The following is a 17,662-nucleotide window of genomic DNA, read 5'->3' as shown; positions in this document are numbered from 1 at the left end:
GGGGGATCAGCTCACAAGCTGCCGAGGAAGTCCTCTGCGAACCGCCTGACACCATCCCACTCGGTGTAGACGTAATCCTGCGATGTGTCGGTATCCAGGCTGCCTTTGTCGCTGGCGATCTTCTTCATCATGTGCCGCTTGAGGAACCCGTACTGCGTGTAGAGCAGCGCCCCGCCGAAGAGTCCCACCCGAGCAGGCCGCCAGCCCGTTTCATGCTCGAATTTCTCGACGTAGCTCTCCGCGTTCTCGGCGTCCCCGTGGGCAGCCAGGCTGACAGAAAAGAGCGCGGACGGGAGGCGCGTCAGGACATCACCGTTCTTCCGCACGAAGTCCCGGACGTAGTCTTCGTGCTTTCCCAGGTGGACCGACGCGCCAACGATCACGGCGTCGTACCCGTCCGGGATCGTGTCCCCGGCCTGCTTGATGTCCGCCGGGTCCGCGCTGTGGCCGTGTGCCCGCACCACGTCCGCGATGTACTCGGCGATCTTGGCAGTCTGCCCCTCGGTAGTCCCGTAGGGAAGGTAGATCTTGGCCATGATTGGCCTCCTTGTGCTGACGGCCCGCGCGCGAAGAGGGCATCGCCTGAATGATCCACGGACCTTCTCACACCAGTCTGAGCACGCCCGGGGATGCAGCCGTAGGGTCGAACGACCCGGAACGGGAGCCGGCTTTTCACCGCTGGCCGCGGCCCGGGCGGCGGACTCCGGGGCTGCCGCCGGTTCGTTTCGTGTTGGTCACCGATGATGACGAATGGGGCCGGTGTTTATTACCCGGCTGCGCGTGGAAGAACAGCCAGCCCGTCGGCGACGAGCCTGCCGTCGTGTATGACGGTGCGGTCGGTGCCGCGGTCCATGACGGTGCTGGTGACGGTTTCGCCGTCTACCAGGACGACGTCGGCCCGGTCGCCTGGGGTCAGGCCCGGCCGGTCGTCGGGGCTGGTGAGCCGCGGGACGGTGCGGTCCATGATGGACGCGCCTCCGACCGTGGCGATCGCCGCGCAGTGCTCGATGAGACGGTCCTTGCGCAGCCGGTGCGTGAAGGCCAGCTGCCAGGTGCGGTCGAGCATGTCGCAATTGCCATACGGACTCCAGTAATCCCGTTGACCATCCTCGCCCAGACCAACGCGGATCCCGGCCTCCGTCATCCGGGCCAGGTCGAACTGGGCGCCTCCACTTGCCGGGGCCACGGTCGCCCAGGCGACGTCCAGCTCGGCCATCTGCTCCACGATCCGGGCGGTCACATCGGGGTGGACGTTGGCCAGATCGTAGGCGTGGGAAAGCGAGACGCGTCCCTGCATGCCCAGTGCGCGGGTGCGTTCGAAGATGAGTTCCGCACTGAAGACCCCCAGATGGCCGGGCTCGTGCAGGTGAATATCCACGTCCACCCCGTACTTCTCGGCCAGCTCGAAGACGATGTCCAGATGGCGGGCCGGGTCGCGGTCCAGCTGGCAGGGATCAATGCCGCCGATGGTGGTCGCCCCCGCACGGAGGGCCTCCTCAAGGAGCGGCACAGTGCCGTCCTCGAGGAGGAGGCCCGCCTGGGGGAAAGCCATGACTTCTACCTCGGCCGCGTGGGCGAAGCGCTCCTTCGCCGCCAGGACTGCTTCGAAGCGCTCAAGCTTGCAGTCCACATCGATCTGCGCATAGGAACGGACGCGTGTGGTGCCCCGCGCAATCATCCGTTCCAGCGTTCCTGCCACCACATCCGCGTACGGGATGGGCGTGTCACGCCAGTTTTCCCGGTCGTTGCACATCATGTTCCACACCCCGGGAGAGGCGGTGTGCTCCCGAAACGGCAGTCCTATCCGGGTCGAGTCGAGGTGGACGTGCACGTCCGTGAAAGCGGGGAAGGCGATGCGGCCGCGTCCGTCGATCGTGCCGCCGGCGGCGTCAGCTGACACGTCGCCGGTCCCCGCGGGATGAACGGCTGCAATACGCCCCTCGTGAACCTCGAGGTCTACGTTGTCCCCGCCCCAGGGGCGGACGTTAGTGATGAGCATGATTCATTCCTTTCGGATGGGCTGGTGACCACGACGGCGGGGAAGGCGCCGGTACAGTGGCACCGGCGCCTTCCCTACCGCACCATGGACTAGAAGTGGAAGGCAACCTGTGCAATCGCTGCCGCGGCGACGAAGCTCGCCGTGAACGTCATCAGGGCGACGATAATGATCTTCCAGCTCAGTGAGCGCAGGGCCTTCACGTCGCGGCCCAGTGACATGCCGATCAGGGCGATCATGGGCAGGCCTGCGAAGAGGACGCTGATGTGCTGCGTGGCGGAGGCGACGAAGGGCCCGATGGGCAGGAACGTCGCGGAGGCAATCGTGGCCAGGGCCAGCACCCAGATGCTGGACGGCACAACCGGGACGAGCTTCGCGAGCACCAGCGCGATGGCAGTGAGAGCCAGCAGGATGAGGATGCCGACCACGTCCAACGGCTGCGCTGAACCGGTGCCAAGGGTGTTCAGGAAGAAACCGGCCACTCCGGTCGCGGCGAATGCGATGAGCCACGTCCTGGGTGTCCGGACAACTGTGGGATCCTCTTCGATTCCGTTGACGTCCACGGTGTCCGTGCCAGACGCGTCATCGGAGTCGGTCAATGCCCCGCCCGGGAGCGCAGCGCCTGTGCGGCCTGCTCGGGCTCCGACTGTCGCGCCACTGGGAACACTGTGGCGGACACGGCGGCCGAGGTCGTCCCGTCCGAAGATGCGGGACCACATCTTGTAGAGCTTCTGGCACATCGGCAGCGCGATAAAGACGCCGGCGTAGAAGCCGACGATGTTGGTCACGAGGTTGGAAAGCGCAGCGAGGGCCATGATCTCCCCGGCCATCTCGGGGTAGAGGATGGACAGGGCTCCGACGCCCCCGAGCATCATGGAAGCGGAACCCAGTCCCAGGCCCAGCGCCAGGGCGCGGGGATCGAAGAAGTCCAGTCCGCCGAGAAGACCGGCGAGCAGGGAGATGAACACGGCGCCAAACACACTGCCCAGCACCCACACTGCGAAAACACCGCGGTACTCGGGGGAACGGACGCCGAATCGCTGGATGGCGAAGGCGAGGTAGGACTCGCGGTCGATCGACCAGGTGGCGCCGATTGCAGTACGGCCCAATCCAAGGGCAACTGCCACCGGCAGGGCCAGGATCACGGTGCCGACCACGTGCCCGACCTCCTGGAGGAGTATCGCGGGGCCAATGTCGGTGAACTTCGTCAGCGACGGGCCAATCTGGGTCCCGAGGCCTGCCAGGAAGAAAACGATGGATACGTCCATCAGGTGCGTGGACACCGCACGTGCACGCCCTCCGATCGGCTTCCACTTCTGGACGCCGAGGAATCCGCCAATGAGCACGGTCCACAGGATGGGCATCAGGACGATGGCGGCCGGACCGAGCTGCAACTTGTGGGTGCCGATCGTGATGGCCACGGCACAGACCGCTGTGGAGAGCGCGATCATCCCGAGCCACAGGGCGGGCCGGGCACGGAAGGAACGGGAGGGCGGCGCGTCCACTAAGGCGGGTACCGGGCCGCCTGTGGTCTTCGTTTCGTTGGGCATGGCGCAGGCCTTTCCAAGGAGGAGTTGGGGGATCAGAACAAAGACGTCTCGCACTTGCGGAATCAAGCTTTGGTATACCAAGTGACTGTATACTCGTACCCATTGAGAGGCAAGTCACATTTTTCAAACGCCGGTAATCCCCGGCCGCTGCCCCAAGGAGGCACCTTGTACACGAAGATCTCGGCCCGGTTCGTTCTGGGGTTCGACGGAACCCGGCACACGCTCATCTCCGACGGCGAAGTCGTCTTCGAAGGAGATTCCATCATCTTCGTGGGTCGCAACTATGAGGGCCCGGTTGATGAGGAACGCGACTTTGGCCAGAGCCTGGTGATGCCTGGACTGATCGACCTGGATGCCCTCGCCGACATCGACCACCTCATCCTGGACTCGTGGCCCTCGCCTGACGTCGCCGCCGGCCACCTGTGGTCGGACGACTACTTCGCCAGCCGCCGCCGGGACGTGTTCACGCCGTCGGAACGCGCCACCATCCGCGAATTCGCCCTTGCCCAGCTCGCCCTGCACGGCATTACCACCTACATGCCCATCGCCTCCGAGATCCACAGTTCCTGGGCCGAAGGCTTCGACGAGCTCGTGGACATGGCAGAGACCAGCCGACGGATCGGCCTGCGGGGCTACCTCGGCCCCGCCTACCGTTCCGGGGTCCACGTCACCACTGCAGCAGGCAGCCGCGAGGTCCACTTTGACGAAGCCCGGGGGGTTGCCGGCCTGAGCGACGCTGAGCGTTTCCTCGACCATGCCGCCGGGCTAAATGACCCCCTCGTCACCGGCGTATTGCTGCCGTGCCGCATTGAGACGCTGTCCGAAAACCTCATGCGGGAGACGGCGAGGATCGCCCGCGATCGGGACGCGATTGTCCGGCTCCACTGCCTCCAGTCGCCCCTCGAGGACGAGCTGCTGCAGCGTTCAGCCGGACGCGGCGTCCTGGAACTGCTCGAATCCACCGGCCTGTTCGGCACCCGCCTTCTCATTCCGCACGGGGTGGTGATTAGCGGCAAGGACCCTGCCGCGTCGGCTCCCGGAGGTCCGCTGGACGTGCTGGCCCGGCACGGCGTCAGCATTGTCCACTGCCCGCTGACCTCGTTCCGCTACCAGAAGCAGCTCGATTCGTTCGACCGTTTCCGCGAGGCCGGAATCAATATGTGCCTGGGTACCGACTCTTTCCCGCCGGACCTGGTGCGGGGCATGGACGTGGGCATGCACCTGACCCGGATGGTTGAGGGGAGGGCCGACGCCGGGACCCTGGCCGACTACTTTGACGCCGCGACCCTCGGCGGCGCGCGAGCTCTTGGCCGGAAAGACCTCGGGAGGCTGGCGCCCGGCATGCAGGCCGACATCACGGTGTTCTCCCTGGGCCACTTCGGCGACGGCGTCGTCGAGGATCCGCTTCGCACCCTGGTGCTCAACGGCACGGCGCGGCAGGTTACGGATACTTTTGTGGCCGGCCGCCCCGTGGTGGTGGACGGTGCCCTGCCCGGCGTTGACCTGGACGCGCTGCGGGCCGGGGGTCAGGGGCTGTTCGAGGCGATGCGGGCTGCCTACTCGGAGCGGGACGTCCGGCGCCGTGCTTCCGATGAGCTGTTTCCGCCCACCTATCCGCACGCCGAAATTGGCCGTCCGGTTGTTGTCCCGTAGCGACGGGAGCTACGGACTACCATGCCGCCCACTATTGGCTTGGTATACCAAAGGCGGTATGGTGGATACATGCGAGGGCTGCCGGCGCATCCTGGGAAAGCTCCTCCGCCCCCTTACCGGAACCATGACTTTGACCTGCTGACATCGGCTCCCGCAGTGTTGCGGAGCGGCCCATTCCATTGGAGAAAACAATGTGCCTGCATGATCACACCCCTGCCGCTGTGCCCCCCGCTGCGGTTCCGCGCCGCGGCATCCTCGCCGGGGCGGCCGCCCTCGCCGGAATCTCAGTGGCAAGCCTTGCCGCTCAGCTGGGAGGTGCCCCGGCCGCGAAAGCGGAGGGCAACGCATCCGGTCCCGGCTACCCCGGCCGGCCCGCTTCACCGCAGCCCATGATCATCGAGGGCGGCACCATAGTGGACCCCATGACAGGCGACGCCGTGCCAGACGGGGTCCTTGTCCTGGAAGGCGGTAAGGTCACCGCCGTCGGCAGCCGGGAGGAAACACGGCGTGCCGTGGCCGCACTTGCCGGGCGCGCCCGCATCGTGAATGCCGCCGGCCGCTTTGTCCTCCCCGGCCTCATCGACGTGCACGTCCATGCCAACGCACTGGCCGATGCACGGGCCATCCTGCAGGGCGGCGCGACCAGCGTCAGGAGCGGGTCGAGCAGCTTCTACCAGGACGTCGCCCTTGCTGCCCTGCCCGCCTGGGCCGCCGGCGCCTCGCCCCGGATGAGCCCGGCCGGGCTGTTCATTTCACCCGAACTCGGGGACTCGCTCCTTGCAGACCCGGACCTTGCACCACTCGCCTCCTTGTCCGGGGGAGTCGCCGAACCATCGGACCTTGCCTACCTCACCCGCACCAACCTGAAACGCGGCGCCCAGGTGATCAAAACCCGGGCCAACCCCCGGGCGGGGCTGCCGGAACAGGACCCCCGCGAACTCGTCTACACCTACGATCAGCTCTCTGCCGTGGTCACGGCCGCAGGAAAAGCAGGAGTGCTGTGCCACGCCTACAGCGCGGAAGGGATCGACGGCGCAGTCCGGGCCGGTGTTCGGAGCATCGAGCACGGCGTCTTCGTCACCGAGGAGACCATTTCCCGGATGGCCCGCCGAGGGACCTACTTCACGCCAACCATGGATGCCATCACAGGGATGGCGGGCTCGCCCAATCCCATCCTCGCCGCCCGCGGCAAGGAATACACGCCCATCATCAAAGCCGCCGTCAAAGCTGCCCATGAAGCCGGTGTGACCATCGTTGCCGGGACGGACTCTTTCGGATCCGACGTAACCCCGATTGGCACGGAAGTCCGTCTTCTTGCCGAGGCAGGGCTGTCTCCGCTGGAAGCGCTCAGGGCAGCGACGGTGAACGCCGCCGCCTTGCTCGGCTGGGGTGAGAGCGCGGGCCGACTGATGCGCGGTTCCTTCGCCGACGCCGTCATTGTGGACTCCGATCCGTTGAGCAGCGCTTCGGCCCTGGAAGAAATCCGGGCTGTGGTGGCACAGGGGGTCCTTGTCCGGAACGACCTCTGATCGAGGGACAGGGGATAGCGGCGACGCTGTCCCCGCCCGCCTTACCCTGCCCGAGCGTTTAGCCGCGCCCATTTGAGAAAGCCACCCATGACCCTGATTCTTAAGGCCTCCGAGCTCCAGGCCCTGGCCGATATGCCCGCGACGATTGCCGCCGTCGAACGCGTTTTTGCCGGCCTCAGCCGGGGCACCGCCGTTCAGCCGGCGCCGGATTCCCTCCTCCTGCCCTCGTCTGACGCGAGGTTCCTGCCGATGGCAGCGCTGTCCAGCGCCGAAGAACTGGCATCAGTGAAACTGCTGGCGGACATCCCTGCGAACCGGGAGTCCAGCCTGCCCACCCAGCGGTCCACGATCATGCTCGTCTCCCAGCTGACCGGTGAGACCCTGGCGATCCTGGACGGCAAAGTGCCCACACGGGTCCGGACTGCCGCCGCCAGCGCCGTGGCGACGAAGCTGCTCGCCAGGCCAGGCAGCACCACGCTGGGGCTGGTCGGGGCAGGTGCCCTGGCGGTGGCGCATGTGGAAGCCATGCTTTCCGTCCTCCCGATCGAAAACGTGGTGGTGTGGTCCCGTTCCGCGGACACCGTCGCCGCCTTCTGCGCCGAAATATCCCATCACGGCCTGAACATCACGCGGGCTGCCAGCGTCCGGGAAGTGGTGGAGGCCGCCGACGTGCTGTGCACCCTCACACCGGCCGTTGAGCCCCTGGTAAAAGGCGAGTGGTTCAAGCCCGGGCTGCACGTGAACGCTGTCGGATCCCGTCCCCGCGCGGACCACCGGGAGATAGATTCCGCGGGCATGGTGAGGGCGAGGGTTTTCGTGGACAGCCTGGCCACGGCCAAAGCAAAATCCGGCGGGCTCATCATCCCGGTGGCCGAGGGTGTGATGGGCTTTGAGGACGTGGAAGCCGAACTTGGTGACGTGGCGGCCGGGACACGACCGGGCCGCGTCAGTGCTGAGGACGTAACCTTGTTCAATTCGGTAGGTATCGGTCTGCAGGACCTTGCCATCGGGCGGCTCCTGTACGACGCTGCGCTCAGCAAGGGGGTTGGCACCCGCGTGGCGTTGAATAACTGAGAGGCTGCGGAAGCACGACGCCGGAGCAATAACGGGAGGTATGTATGACGGTCCAAGCGGAATCCCCCGCGTCCTCCTCGGACACGGCCCGGGCGCGGATCCGGGAACTGATCATTTCAGGCGACTTCGCGCCGGGCTCCCGGCTGCGGGAACGTGAGCTGTCCCAGACCCTGGCCGTTTCCCGCGTACCCGTCAGGGAAGCCCTCCAGCAGCTCGAAGCCGAAGGCTTTATTGATACGTCCCCCCGGCGTGGTGCCACCGTCAAGCAGATCACCCTGCGCGACGTGAACGAACTCTTTGACGTGCGGCTCAGCCTGGAGGTCCTCGCCGCACGCCTCGCCGCCCAGGCCGCGGCAAGGGGCCAGTCCTCGTCGCGGTTGCAGCACATGATGGACCAGGCGGAAGAAGCAACCATGCGCCACGATCACGCGCAGATCCCGCTCAGCAACACGGCCCTGCACGCAGAGATTGTGGCGATGGGAGGCAACTCGCTGCTGGAGTACTCCATGAAGCCGCTGCTGGGCCGGATGCAGTGGCTCTTCACCTTGACCGGGCACCGTGATCCCCAGGTGCAGTGCGCTGAGCACCTGAGCCTGTGCAAGGCCATCTATGACGGCAAGGCGGAGCTGGCGGCGGCGCTGGCCTACGCGCATGTGGAGCTGGGCCGCGAGCCGTCACTCCAAGGACTGGCCGGGCGCCTGCCCGAAAACTGACCGAACAGAGCTGACCGGACAGGCTGACCAAACAGAAAGGACGACGGCGGGATGTCCTGCCGTCGTCCTTTCTGTTTGTTCCGAAAGCCGGGGGTCCTAGTGCCAGAGCCCCAGGGCGAACTCCGCGATCACGGTGGAAAGCAGGAAGGACGCCGTGATGGCCACCAGGCCCACCGGGATGATCTTCCAGCCGATGTTCTTCAGCAGCGGGATGTCCTTGCCCAGCGACAGGCCCGCCAGCGTCAGCATGACCGTGGCGATGGACAGGAAGTCCACGGTCTTGACGGCGGCATTGAGCGCCCCTGCCCCGAAGAACCACGGGCTGGAGATGTAGGCGCCGATGGTGGTGATGAAAACGATCGCCGAGATCTTCCGGGTGACCTTCGCCAGGGCGATGCTGACCAGCACGAGGGCGAGCATGATGGCGTAGCCGGCCACAATCGTCAGGCTGAAACCCTTGGCCGCCACCGAAGCCGTGGCGATGCCGAGCACCGTCAGCACCGACAGGGACAGCCACAGCGGGAGTTTGATGGCTGCCGAGGATTCGGCGACGCGCTCGCGGAACAGGCGGTTTTCCTCGGCCTGTGCTTCTTCACGGTCGATGTCGGCGGCGCTGCGCTCGGCGGTGGCGCCTGCTGTTACGGCGGCAGCTTCGCGTGCTGTCTGCTTCCGGGTGAGGGCCTTGTAGAAGCGGTCGGCCAGCGGCAGCGCAATGTAGATGCCGACGTAGACGCCCAGGACGGTGGTGATCAGGTTGGACACGGCGGCCATGCCCAGGATGGCTTCCTGATCGGCCGGGTAGGCGGCGACGATGCTGGCCGCGGAGGCCGCCATCATGGAGCCGGAACCTACGCCGGCGCCCATGGCCAGGGCCAGCGGATCGAAGATCTTCCAGTTGGCCACCAGTGAGGTGAGGAGCGTGATGAACACGGCCCCGAACAGGGTGCCGAAAACATACATGGCCAGCACGCCGCGGTACTGGTCCGAATCCGGTCCGTACTTTTCCGAGACCATGGCGAACGACGGTTCCCGGTCCAGGGAGAACGTGGCACCCACGGTTGCCTTGCCCATCCGGAGCAGCACTGCCAGGGGGAGTGCCAGCACGATGGTGCCCAGCAGGTGGCCGACCTCCTGGAGGAGCAGCGCCGGCCCGGCCTTGATGAGGCTGGGAAGGCTGGGTCCGATATTGAAGGCCAGCCGGGCCACCAGCAGCAGCACGGCGACGCCCACGAGGGCAGCCGCAACGCGCTGGAGGTCAAGGCCGAGCGGCTTGAATTTCTGGATGGAGACGAGCAGGCCCACGATGAGGCCCCACACCATGGGGAAGATGATGATGGCGCCAATTCCGACGTCGATCTTGGCCTGGCCGATGAACTGGACCGCGACGGCGATCACAAGGGCCAGGGCGGCAATGGGGATGGTCAGCTTGGTGCCGGCCTTGTCTATCCGCGCTGTTTTGGTGGTGCTCATGATGTGCCTTCCTGGGTGAAAGTACGACGGCGGTATGCCGCTTTGATGAAGCGTTCTCTTTGTGCGGGGGTTGAGGCTGCTGCGGCGACCGTCCAGGCCAGCGCGGTGGCTGCTTCAAACATCACCCCGTACGCCTCCGGGGAGTCGGCCAGCGCGGCGAACGCATGCGAGTGAATGGGAACGTCAGCACCCGGAATGCTCAGCCACGGATGCAGGGACGGGATGACCTGGGAGATGTTGCCCATGTCGGTGGAGCCGCCGCTGAGGCCTGACGAACGCGAGATGTCCTTGCCGAACACCTCCATCGCATCGGTCCAGTGCGCAGCCAGGGCATCGTCCTGGAGGAGGGGCTCGTAGAGGGGTTCCGCCTCCTCGATGGCCAGCGTTGTTCCGGTGGCCATCGCGGCTCCTTCGAAACAGCGGCGAACGCGCTGGTGCAGCGCGTCGTATTCCGGCAGGGTGAAGGCCCGGCATTCAAACTGGACCACGGCCCGCTCCGGAATGATGTTGGTGACGTGTCCGGCTTCCTCAACGAAGCAGGCGATGCGGTGGTCCGAGGGGATCTGCTGGCGGAGCAGCCCAATGGCCACCTGGCTCAGCACGGCCGCGTCCGCGGCGTTTACGCCCAGGTGCGGGGCCGCTGCCGCGTGGGCGGCCTTGCCGGTGAACGTCGCCTTGTACCGGCCCACGGCCTGCGCACTGGTGCCGGCCGGGTTGTAGGTCAGCCCGTCCTGGACGGGATGGACCATCAAAGCCAGCCCCACGCCGTCGAACGCTCCCTGCTCCAGCATGAGCACCTTGCCGCCGCCATGCTCCTCGGCGGGCGTTCCGATGGCCTTCAGCGTGATGCCCAGCTGGTCCACGTGCGGTTGCAGGGCCAGTGCGGCGGCCACCGATGCGCCCGCGATCAGGTTGTGCCCGCAGGCGTGCCCGATGTCCGGGAGCGCATCGTATTCCACGCACAGCGCCACGGTCAGTTCGCCGCTGCCCGCGCTCGCGGTGAACGCTGTGGGCAGCCCGCCGGTGCCGCGTTCAACCTCGAAGCCGCCTTCGGCCAGCAGTGCCGCCGCCGCCTCGGCGGAACGGACCTCCTCGAAGGAGACCTCCTTCGCGGCATGGATTTCCCGCGCCATGGCCTGGACGCGGGGCTTCCAGTTTTCGACGCCGGCGGCAAGGGCCGTGCGGAGCGCCGCCAGGGCGGGGCTTGAGTCTGTCAGTTCCATCAGTATCTGCCTGTTCTCGTAGGGCGCTTTAGTAGGACAGGGACGGGAAGGGGGAGCCGGCAGCCCGCGTTGGCACCCAGACCGCCTTCGTCTGGGTGTACTCGTCCAGGACGCCAGGGCCGGACGAGCGCCCGTGGCCGGAGTCGCCGAAGCCGCCGAACGGAACCGCCACGTGGATGGTCTTGTAGGAGTTGATCCAGAACGTTCCCGCCTTCACCTCGCGGGCGATATGGTGCGCGCGGGAAATGTCGGACGTCCACACGGCGCCGGCCAGGCCGAAGTTGGTGTTGTTGGCCCGGGCGATGGCTTCAGCTTCGGTGTCGAAGGCGTCGGCACCCACCACCGGACCGAACACCTCCGTCGTTTCGAGGCGGTTTGCGGGCGTGACGCCGTCGAGCAGGGTGGGCATGACCCAGTGCCCGCCGGACAGCGTGGACCCGGCGAGGGCGTCCGGAAGTGCCGCCCCGGTGACCCGGCGGCCGCCGTCGTTCATTCCTGCTTCGATGAGGGTGTTGACCGTGGCGAACTGCCGGGCCGTGATGATCGGGCCCACCTCGGTGTCCGCGCTGAGCGGGTCGCCCACCCGCAGCCGGGCGGCACGGTCCGCCACGAGCTCAATGAACTGTGCGTGCACGCTCCGCTCCACCAGGAGCCGCGATCCGGCGACACATGACTGCCCGGCGCCGGAGAAGATCGCCGAGATGGCGCCGTCGGCGGCACGGTCCAGGTCCGCATCGGCGAAGACGATGTTCGCGCTCTTGCCGCCGAGCTCCAAGAGGGCGGGAATCCCGGCCTGCGCAGCCGCAACAGCCACGCGCCGGCCGGTGGGGACGGAGCCGATGAAGCTGATTTTGCCCACCCGCCGGTCGGTGGTGAGGGCCGCGCCCATGGTCTGGCCCAGCCCGGCCGCCACATTGAACACACCTGCCGGCAGGCCTGCCTCGTGCGCCAGCTGGGCGAGCCGGACGGAGGATGCCGGAGTGAATTCGCTGGGCTTGATGATCACGGCATTGCCGGCGGCCAGCGGGGCGGCGGAATTCCAGCCCGCCGTAAACAGGGGAGCGTTCCAGGGCGTGATGGCGACGACGACGCCCCAGGGGACGCGTTCGGTGTAGGTGTGCCACGGGCCGGGAACCGGAATGGTGAGACCCGTCAGCTTGTCCGCCCAGCCGGCGTAGTAGCCGAACATCTCGGCCACCTTGGCGGCCTCGACGCGGGCGTCCCGGATGGGTTTGCCGGTGGTGGCGGACTCGAGGATGGCAAGTTCCTCGCCGTGCGCTTCCACGACGCGGCTCACATTGCGCAGGATGGCGGCCCTTTCGAAGCCGTTCATCGCGCCCCAGGCTGCCGCGCCCGCCGTCGAGCTTTCCAGGATGGCGTTGGCACCTTCGGCGCCGGGGTCAGCGTGGCTGGCAAAAGCTTCGCCGGTGGCCGCGGCAGTGAGGGTGATGCTCTCTCCGCTGCCGGGAACGGTCTTACCGTCAAGGAAGGCGCCGAGGCCGGCCGGAAAGGCTGCGTCGAGGACGGCCCGGGCGGTGGCCGCCGAGGAGGAGGTGGGTGCTGTGGTGATGCTCAAAGTGATGGTCCTTCAGGGCTGGGATCCGGGGATCAGGAGACGGGTGTGGTGGACGGCGCGCCCGCTGGCGTGATGGCGGGGGCGACGGTCCTGGCGATTTCGGTGAAGTCGGCGCGCGGTCCGAGGGCGGCGAGGGCGTCCTGCCACTGCCCGGCCACGGCTGCAAGGAGGGCCGGGCTTTCGCCGATCTGGGCGGCGACCTCCACGGCGAGGGCGGCATCCCGGGCCATCAGGCCGAGCGAGAAGCCGGAATCGTGGGTGCCGCTGAGTACCCAGGTGGGGTACATGTTGGCCGAGACTCTGCTGCCGCCGGAGGCTTCGCTAATGCTGGCCGCCGCCTTGGCGGGATCGATGCCGTAGGCCTTGGCCACTCCGAGCGCCTCGCCCACGGACACCAGGTTGGCCGCCGCCAGGACGTTGTTGAGGAGCTTGACCACGTTGCCGCTGCCGGGGCCGCCGATGTGGCTGTACTTGCCGCCGGTGAGGGCGAGGAGTACGGGTTCGGCGGCGGCGAGGGCGGCGTCGGTTCCGCCAACGAACGCGCTCAGGGATCCCGATGCTGCACCGTCGCGGCCACCGGAGACCGGAGCGTCAACGAAGGCCGCGCCTTGTGTGTCGGCAAGGTGGGCCATCTGCTTGCTCGTGGCCGGTTCGGAGGTGGTGGTGTCAATGATCGCCACGGTCCCCGGTACGGCCAGGAGCCGGGGAACGGTGGTTTCCACGATGCTGGCTGCAGGCAGTGAGAGGACGGCGTAAGGGGTTCCGGCGACGTCGTCAAGGCTGGCGGTGGTGGCGATTCCGGTTTGGGCGGCTGCGGTCCGGGCGGCCTCGGAGGGGTCGAAGCCGGTGACGTCCCAGCCGGCTTTATGCAGCGTGGCAGCCATGGCTCCGCCCATGGCTCCAAGGCCAATGACGGCTATGCGGGTGCTGGTGTTCATGAAGTACTCCTGGGGGATACGTGTGGGGTTGTGGGGGTCAGTCGAGGTAGATGTCCAGGTCTTTCCAGAGCTGCTGGGTGCGCCGGATGGCGGCGCGGCTGCGTTCGGGATGTGCAGCCTCCATGCCCGCGAGGAGGCCGTAGACCACGGAGTTTGCCGCGGTGACGGACTGGAAGAAGGAGATGCCTTCCGAGGCCACCACCAGGAGGTGGTCGGCGGCCGCGGCCAGGCGGCCGCGGCGCATGTCGCTGATGGCGATGACCGTGGCACCTGCCTGCTTGGCGGCTTCGGCTGTGACGATGATCTGCCGGATGGAGCGCCACATGTTGATGACCACCAGGACGTCCCCTTCGCCGAGGGTGTTGGTGCTGGAAGCGAGGTGGACGCCGGCGCGGTTCTCCAACGTGATGGGGTAGCCCATGGTCGAGCCCAGGTGCGCCATCACGCTGGCGGGGCCGGCGAAAGAGCCAAGCCCGACGGCGGTGATGGATTTGGCGGCGGCCATGGCAGCAATGGCGGCCTCGGCGTCGTCGCCCGTATTGGAGTCCAGCGTCAGGCGGAGATTCTCGATGTCGTGGTTGATCGCGTCGTGGAGGGGGCTGCGGTGTTCGCCATGCTCGGTCAGGGTGTCCTCGGTGGAGATCATGACGAGGTAGCGCGAGCGCAGTTCCCGCTGGAGATCGGGCCAGCCTCGGTAGCCCAGGTGTTGGGCCGTGCGGACCACCGTGGAGTTGTTGACGTCCGCCCGCTGGGCGATCTCGGCGATGTCCGCGTATGAGGAGAGCTGCGGATTGCGGGCGATGACATCCACCACCCGGCTCTGCGCCTTGGACAGCGGAACGTCCGGCAGGGCGTCGCCGAGCCACGCCTGGGAAACGTTGCCGGCGCCGCCCGCGCCTGCTCCGCCGGCTTCAAGATCGACCGCGTTGGTGTTCAAGTCCGGACCTCTTCTGTAACGCACATCACTCTGCAAGGCTGATTGCATCAAATCTACTATGCAATTTCGTTTGCGAACAGGCTTTTTGGTTTCCGGCTTGTAAATCCTCGTTGCGGCGGCCTTTGGGCTGCCGCGGCGCAAACAGCAACGGACGACGGCGGGAGGTCCCGCCGTCGTCCGTTCACCTTTTGGAGTCAGCTGTTGGAGTCAGCGCCGATGTCCGCGCTGAAGTGGCGCCTAGGGCCCGGTGTCTGCCGGCCCGGCAGGTTCGGTCCGGAACTTGATCAGCTTGTGTGTCCCGTCGCAGTAGGGTTTGATCGCTGACGCCCCGCACCGGCAGAGCGCCACCGTCCGGCGCTGCCTCGGCACGGGCTCTCCGGAAGGCGTGACAATCTCGAAGTCACCACGGACCAGCAAGGGCCCGTCCGGGCAGACGACGATCGAACCTTCAGCGGGCTCCTGGTTCATGTGCCCTTCCTGGTGCGTGGTCATGCGGCAGCGGGGAGGCCGGTGCGGAGTGAGGTGCGCCCGTTCTCCCAGGCCTCGAGGATGCGGAGGGTGAGCCTGGTGTCTAAGGCAATGGCCGCCGTCGCCCCGAACAGCACGTCGGGGAGCAGGTCCGGTTCTGCCTCCACCAGACCTCCCGCGAGATCCCGTCCTGCGATCTGCTCGTGGACGGCGTCGGCCTCCACGTGTTCATCGAAGTAGGCGGTTGCTGCCGCGTCGAAATTATGGCGGCGGAAACCGTTGCCATAGAGCTGGTTGGGCCGGGAGGACGTCATCTCGTAGATCGCCAGGTGCCCGGAGATGGCACCGCGGAGGCGGCGGTTCAATCCGAAGAGGGACATCATGTTTACCGAAGCAAGGGCAATCGCGGGCACTGCATCGACGTAGGCGCCGTACCGGTCATCGAGATCGAGGGCGCGCATGGTCCTGGCGAAGAGGGCGCTGTGCATCCGGTCCGCGCGGCCGCCGCCGTATTCGTCGGCCTGGATCTCCACCAGGGCGGCTTTGGCGCGGCCGGAGAGGCGGGGGATTGCCCACGTGTGCGGGTCCGCTTCCTTGAGCTGATAGAGGGATTTGTGGATGAGGAATTCCCGGAGCTGGTCGGGGCTGGCCTTCTTCGCGACGTGCTTCGAAAGGCTGGGCCCGGTGTCCGCGGCCGCGAGGGTGAACAGGACGGTGGCCACGGCGTCACTGGCAGGGACTCCCGTGGTGACCGGGGGAGCCGCGGGGGCCTCGGTCCGCGCCGCCGTCCGCAACGCCTCCTCGAACGGCTGCTCCAGCAGCCGCCGGACGGCGATCAGGCCCGGAGTCCACTCCCAGCCGTCATCCACGCCGTCCAGTCCGCCATAGTGCAGCTCGTAGAGACAGAAAAGCGCCAACTGGAGGTCCTCGTCCTCGATGACGTCCCCGGTCTCGGCCAGCTGAGCGGAGACGAGTACCTGCAGGCCGGTAAGGGCTGCTGCGTCCGCGTCGGGCTGGCCGGCGAGGAGTGCTAGCAGGGCGGCGCTGACCGGCCCCCGCGGGTCGGGGATGTTCATGGTTCTCCTAGGGATTCTCGTGCCAGGCGGGCGCTGCTGCGGACGGGGTTAGAGCCGGTTCCGGTTGCGGGGGTTGGCGGCAGGGTTCTGTTTCGCCCGCCGGGCGCGCATGACGCGGCTGATGATGGTGGGGAGGAAAGCGATGAGCAGTTTCTTCATGGCGGTGGTTCCCTTCGTCGTGATGGATACTAAGCATACTTGCTATTGAACGCGCAAGGGCCGGTGGCAGCGCGCGGCGGCTTTGCCGAGACTCATTGTGGTAGTCGCGTAACTGCGCCACCATGATCGTATGGATGCACAAACACCTCAGGCGGAGGAACCCAGGGCCCCGGAGCTGAGCCTTCCCCAGGCATTCCTCCTCCTGGCTACGAACGACACCGACGGCGCCCCCGAAGTGCCGGCCTACATACTCCGGACCACTGTGGCAGGGGCAATATTGGCCGAGCTGGAACTACTCGGCGCGGTCCGGCTGGACGGGAAGCACGTGAGGGCTACCGGGACCGTCCCGCAATCGGACTTCCAGCACCAGCTGGAGCTCATCCGTCACAAATCGCGGCCTCATACTCCCAAACGGTGGGTCTCCATGCTGGAGGGGCGGGCAGAAGTGCAGCGCGCCTATGAGGGGATGGCTTCGAAAGGCATTGTGGACCGGGTCGGCGAGAAGCATCTGGGCCTGTTCAAGTCCGTGCGGTATCCGGAGAAGGACCACGGTCCGGAGGCCGCGCTTTTGAAGAAGATCCATGACGCACTCGGACTCAAGCCGGCGGCTGCGACGCCGGCCTCGCCGCCGGCAACTGCGGCGCCGGTAGCGCCGCAGGCAACTGCGACGCCGGCCGATGCCAAACCGGCAGACGCCAGGACCACAGCCCTGATCGCCCTGCTTGAGGCGGCCGGGCTGCTCGACAAAATGTTCCCGGAAGCTGATCGGGACTTTCCTCGAAAGCTGGCGAAGGACTACTGGCCTGCCCGTGCGGTGGCGGACGAACTGCGAATGATCCGGATGGCGGAGGCAGAGGCTATGACCTAGGCCGGGGCTGTTCGCCCGCGGGCTGGAACAACTCGACGACGTTTCCGGCCGGGTCCACGAGCAGGATCTGCTGGCCGCCCGGGCCGCTGACGATGTCGTTCCGGAAGGTGAGCCCGGCTGCGCGCAACCGGTCGACCTCTGCCGCAATATCGTCCACGATGAGATGGATGCGGTTCCATCCTCCCGGTAACGGCACCGCGCCATCCGGCATCGGCCGCCCTGCCGAGCTGGCCGGCCCGCTCAGCAGGAGACGCAGCCGGCCGCGCCCGACGTCGGCGAACGCCGGCGCCGCGCTCATCCTGAGGGTGAATCCGAGGTGTTTTGTGTAGAAGTCGACGGCCGCCTCGACGTCGTCAACCATGTAGCGGACGCTGACCATGTCCGTAAGATCGTTGGGCATTTCTGGCTCCTCTCCGAAAATCAGATGGGAAT

General features: G+C 66.8%; 16 protein-coding genes. 5 read left to right on the top strand and 11 right to left on the bottom strand.

The genetic code is table 11. The features are described from left to right. Positions 1 to 11 precede the first annotated feature (11 nt). The 3 genes from ARTH_RS18265 to ARTH_RS18255 all read right to left on the bottom strand — a co-directional run bounded on the left by ARTH_RS18265 (position 12) and on the right by ARTH_RS18255 (position 3,546). Positions 12 to 536, bottom strand: a complete 525-nt coding sequence (locus ARTH_RS18265; RefSeq protein ID WP_011693426.1) for a flavodoxin domain-containing protein — start codon at positions 534 to 536, stop codon at positions 12 to 14. A gap of 230 nt (positions 537 to 766) precedes the next feature. Next, a complete protein-coding gene (locus tag ARTH_RS18260) occupies positions 767 to 1,999 on the bottom strand; it encodes an amidohydrolase family protein (protein WP_011693425.1) in 1,233 nt (410 codons plus the stop codon). An 89-nt stretch (positions 2,000 to 2,088) separates the two neighbouring features. Next, the gene (locus ARTH_RS18255) at positions 2,089 to 3,546 is read right to left on the bottom strand and encodes a DUF3100 domain-containing protein (RefSeq protein WP_156810706.1); all 1,458 of its coding nucleotides are present in this window, start codon (positions 3,544 to 3,546) and stop codon (positions 2,089 to 2,091) included. A 165-nt stretch (positions 3,547 to 3,711) separates the two neighbouring features. Between ARTH_RS18255 and ARTH_RS18250 the strand changes: the two genes are divergently transcribed. The 4 genes from ARTH_RS18250 (at position 3,712) to ARTH_RS18235 (ending at position 8,515) form a co-directional block, all read left to right on the top strand. After that, the gene (locus ARTH_RS18250) at positions 3,712 to 5,199 is read left to right on the top strand and encodes an amidohydrolase family protein (protein WP_011693423.1); all 1,488 of its coding nucleotides are present in this window, start codon (positions 3,712 to 3,714) and stop codon (positions 5,197 to 5,199) included. 191 nt (positions 5,200 to 5,390) lie between these two features. Further along, complete coding sequence (locus tag ARTH_RS18245; protein ID WP_011693422.1) at positions 5,391 to 6,728, top strand: amidohydrolase family protein; 1,338 nt, start codon at positions 5,391 to 5,393, stop codon at positions 6,726 to 6,728. An 87-nt stretch (positions 6,729 to 6,815) separates the two neighbouring features. Then, on the top strand, positions 6,816 to 7,802 hold the full coding sequence (locus ARTH_RS18240) for an ornithine cyclodeaminase family protein (RefSeq protein WP_011693421.1): 987 nt from the start codon (positions 6,816 to 6,818) through the stop codon (positions 7,800 to 7,802). A gap of 44 nt (positions 7,803 to 7,846) precedes the next feature. Next, positions 7,847 to 8,515, top strand: a complete 669-nt coding sequence (locus tag ARTH_RS18235) for a GntR family transcriptional regulator (RefSeq protein WP_011693420.1) — start codon at positions 7,847 to 7,849, stop codon at positions 8,513 to 8,515. A 96-nt stretch (positions 8,516 to 8,611) separates the two neighbouring features. Here the strand turns inward: ARTH_RS18235 and ARTH_RS18230 are convergent, their stop codons facing one another. The 7 genes from ARTH_RS18230 to ARTH_RS18200 all read right to left on the bottom strand — a co-directional run bounded on the left by ARTH_RS18230 (position 8,612) and on the right by ARTH_RS18200 (position 16,203). Continuing rightward, positions 8,612 to 9,985, bottom strand: coding sequence for a DUF3100 domain-containing protein (locus tag ARTH_RS18230; RefSeq protein ID WP_011693419.1), 1,374 nt, complete (start codon positions 9,983 to 9,985; stop codon positions 8,612 to 8,614). Next, positions 9,982 to 11,208, bottom strand: a complete 1,227-nt coding sequence (locus ARTH_RS18225) for an amidohydrolase (RefSeq protein ID WP_011693418.1) — start codon at positions 11,206 to 11,208, stop codon at positions 9,982 to 9,984. The genes ARTH_RS18230 and ARTH_RS18225 overlap by 4 nt, the downstream gene beginning before the upstream one ends. A gap of 28 nt (positions 11,209 to 11,236) precedes the next feature. Then, complete coding sequence (locus ARTH_RS18220; RefSeq protein WP_011693417.1) at positions 11,237 to 12,784, bottom strand: aldehyde dehydrogenase family protein; 1,548 nt, start codon at positions 12,782 to 12,784, stop codon at positions 11,237 to 11,239. A gap of 32 nt (positions 12,785 to 12,816) precedes the next feature. Further along, positions 12,817 to 13,722: an NAD(P)-dependent oxidoreductase gene (locus ARTH_RS18215; protein ID WP_011693416.1), complete on the bottom strand. Its 906-nt coding sequence runs from the start codon at positions 13,720 to 13,722 to the stop codon at positions 12,817 to 12,819. 37 nt (positions 13,723 to 13,759) lie between these two features. Then, positions 13,760 to 14,659: a MurR/RpiR family transcriptional regulator gene (locus ARTH_RS18210; protein WP_011693415.1), complete on the bottom strand. Its 900-nt coding sequence runs from the start codon at positions 14,657 to 14,659 to the stop codon at positions 13,760 to 13,762. A 237-nt stretch (positions 14,660 to 14,896) separates the two neighbouring features. Continuing rightward, a complete protein-coding gene (locus ARTH_RS18205) occupies positions 14,897 to 15,127 on the bottom strand; it encodes a CDGSH iron-sulfur domain-containing protein (protein ID WP_043430061.1) in 231 nt (76 codons plus the stop codon). Between the two features lie 20 nt (positions 15,128 to 15,147). Further along, positions 15,148 to 16,203: an iron-containing redox enzyme family protein gene (locus ARTH_RS18200; RefSeq protein ID WP_011693413.1), complete on the bottom strand. Its 1,056-nt coding sequence runs from the start codon at positions 16,201 to 16,203 to the stop codon at positions 15,148 to 15,150. Positions 16,204 to 16,492: 289 nt separating this feature from the next. Here ARTH_RS18200 and ARTH_RS18195 point away from each other — a divergent pair, with 289 nt between their 5' ends. Next, complete coding sequence (locus ARTH_RS18195) at positions 16,493 to 17,230, top strand: GOLPH3/VPS74 family protein (protein WP_011693412.1); 738 nt, start codon at positions 16,493 to 16,495, stop codon at positions 17,228 to 17,230. Here the strand turns inward: ARTH_RS18195 and ARTH_RS18190 are convergent. Continuing rightward, positions 17,220 to 17,630, bottom strand: a complete 411-nt coding sequence (locus tag ARTH_RS18190) for a VOC family protein (RefSeq protein ID WP_011693411.1) — start codon at positions 17,628 to 17,630, stop codon at positions 17,220 to 17,222. The two genes, ARTH_RS18195 and ARTH_RS18190, sit on opposite strands and share 11 nt — an antisense overlap. Positions 17,631 to 17,662 lie beyond the last annotated feature (32 nt).

The sequence above is a fragment of the Arthrobacter sp. FB24 genome, assembly GCF_000196235.1.
Lineage (GTDB): Bacteria > Actinomycetota > Actinomycetes > Actinomycetales > Micrococcaceae > Arthrobacter.
This window is presented reverse-complemented; position numbering and strand designations above follow the sequence as displayed.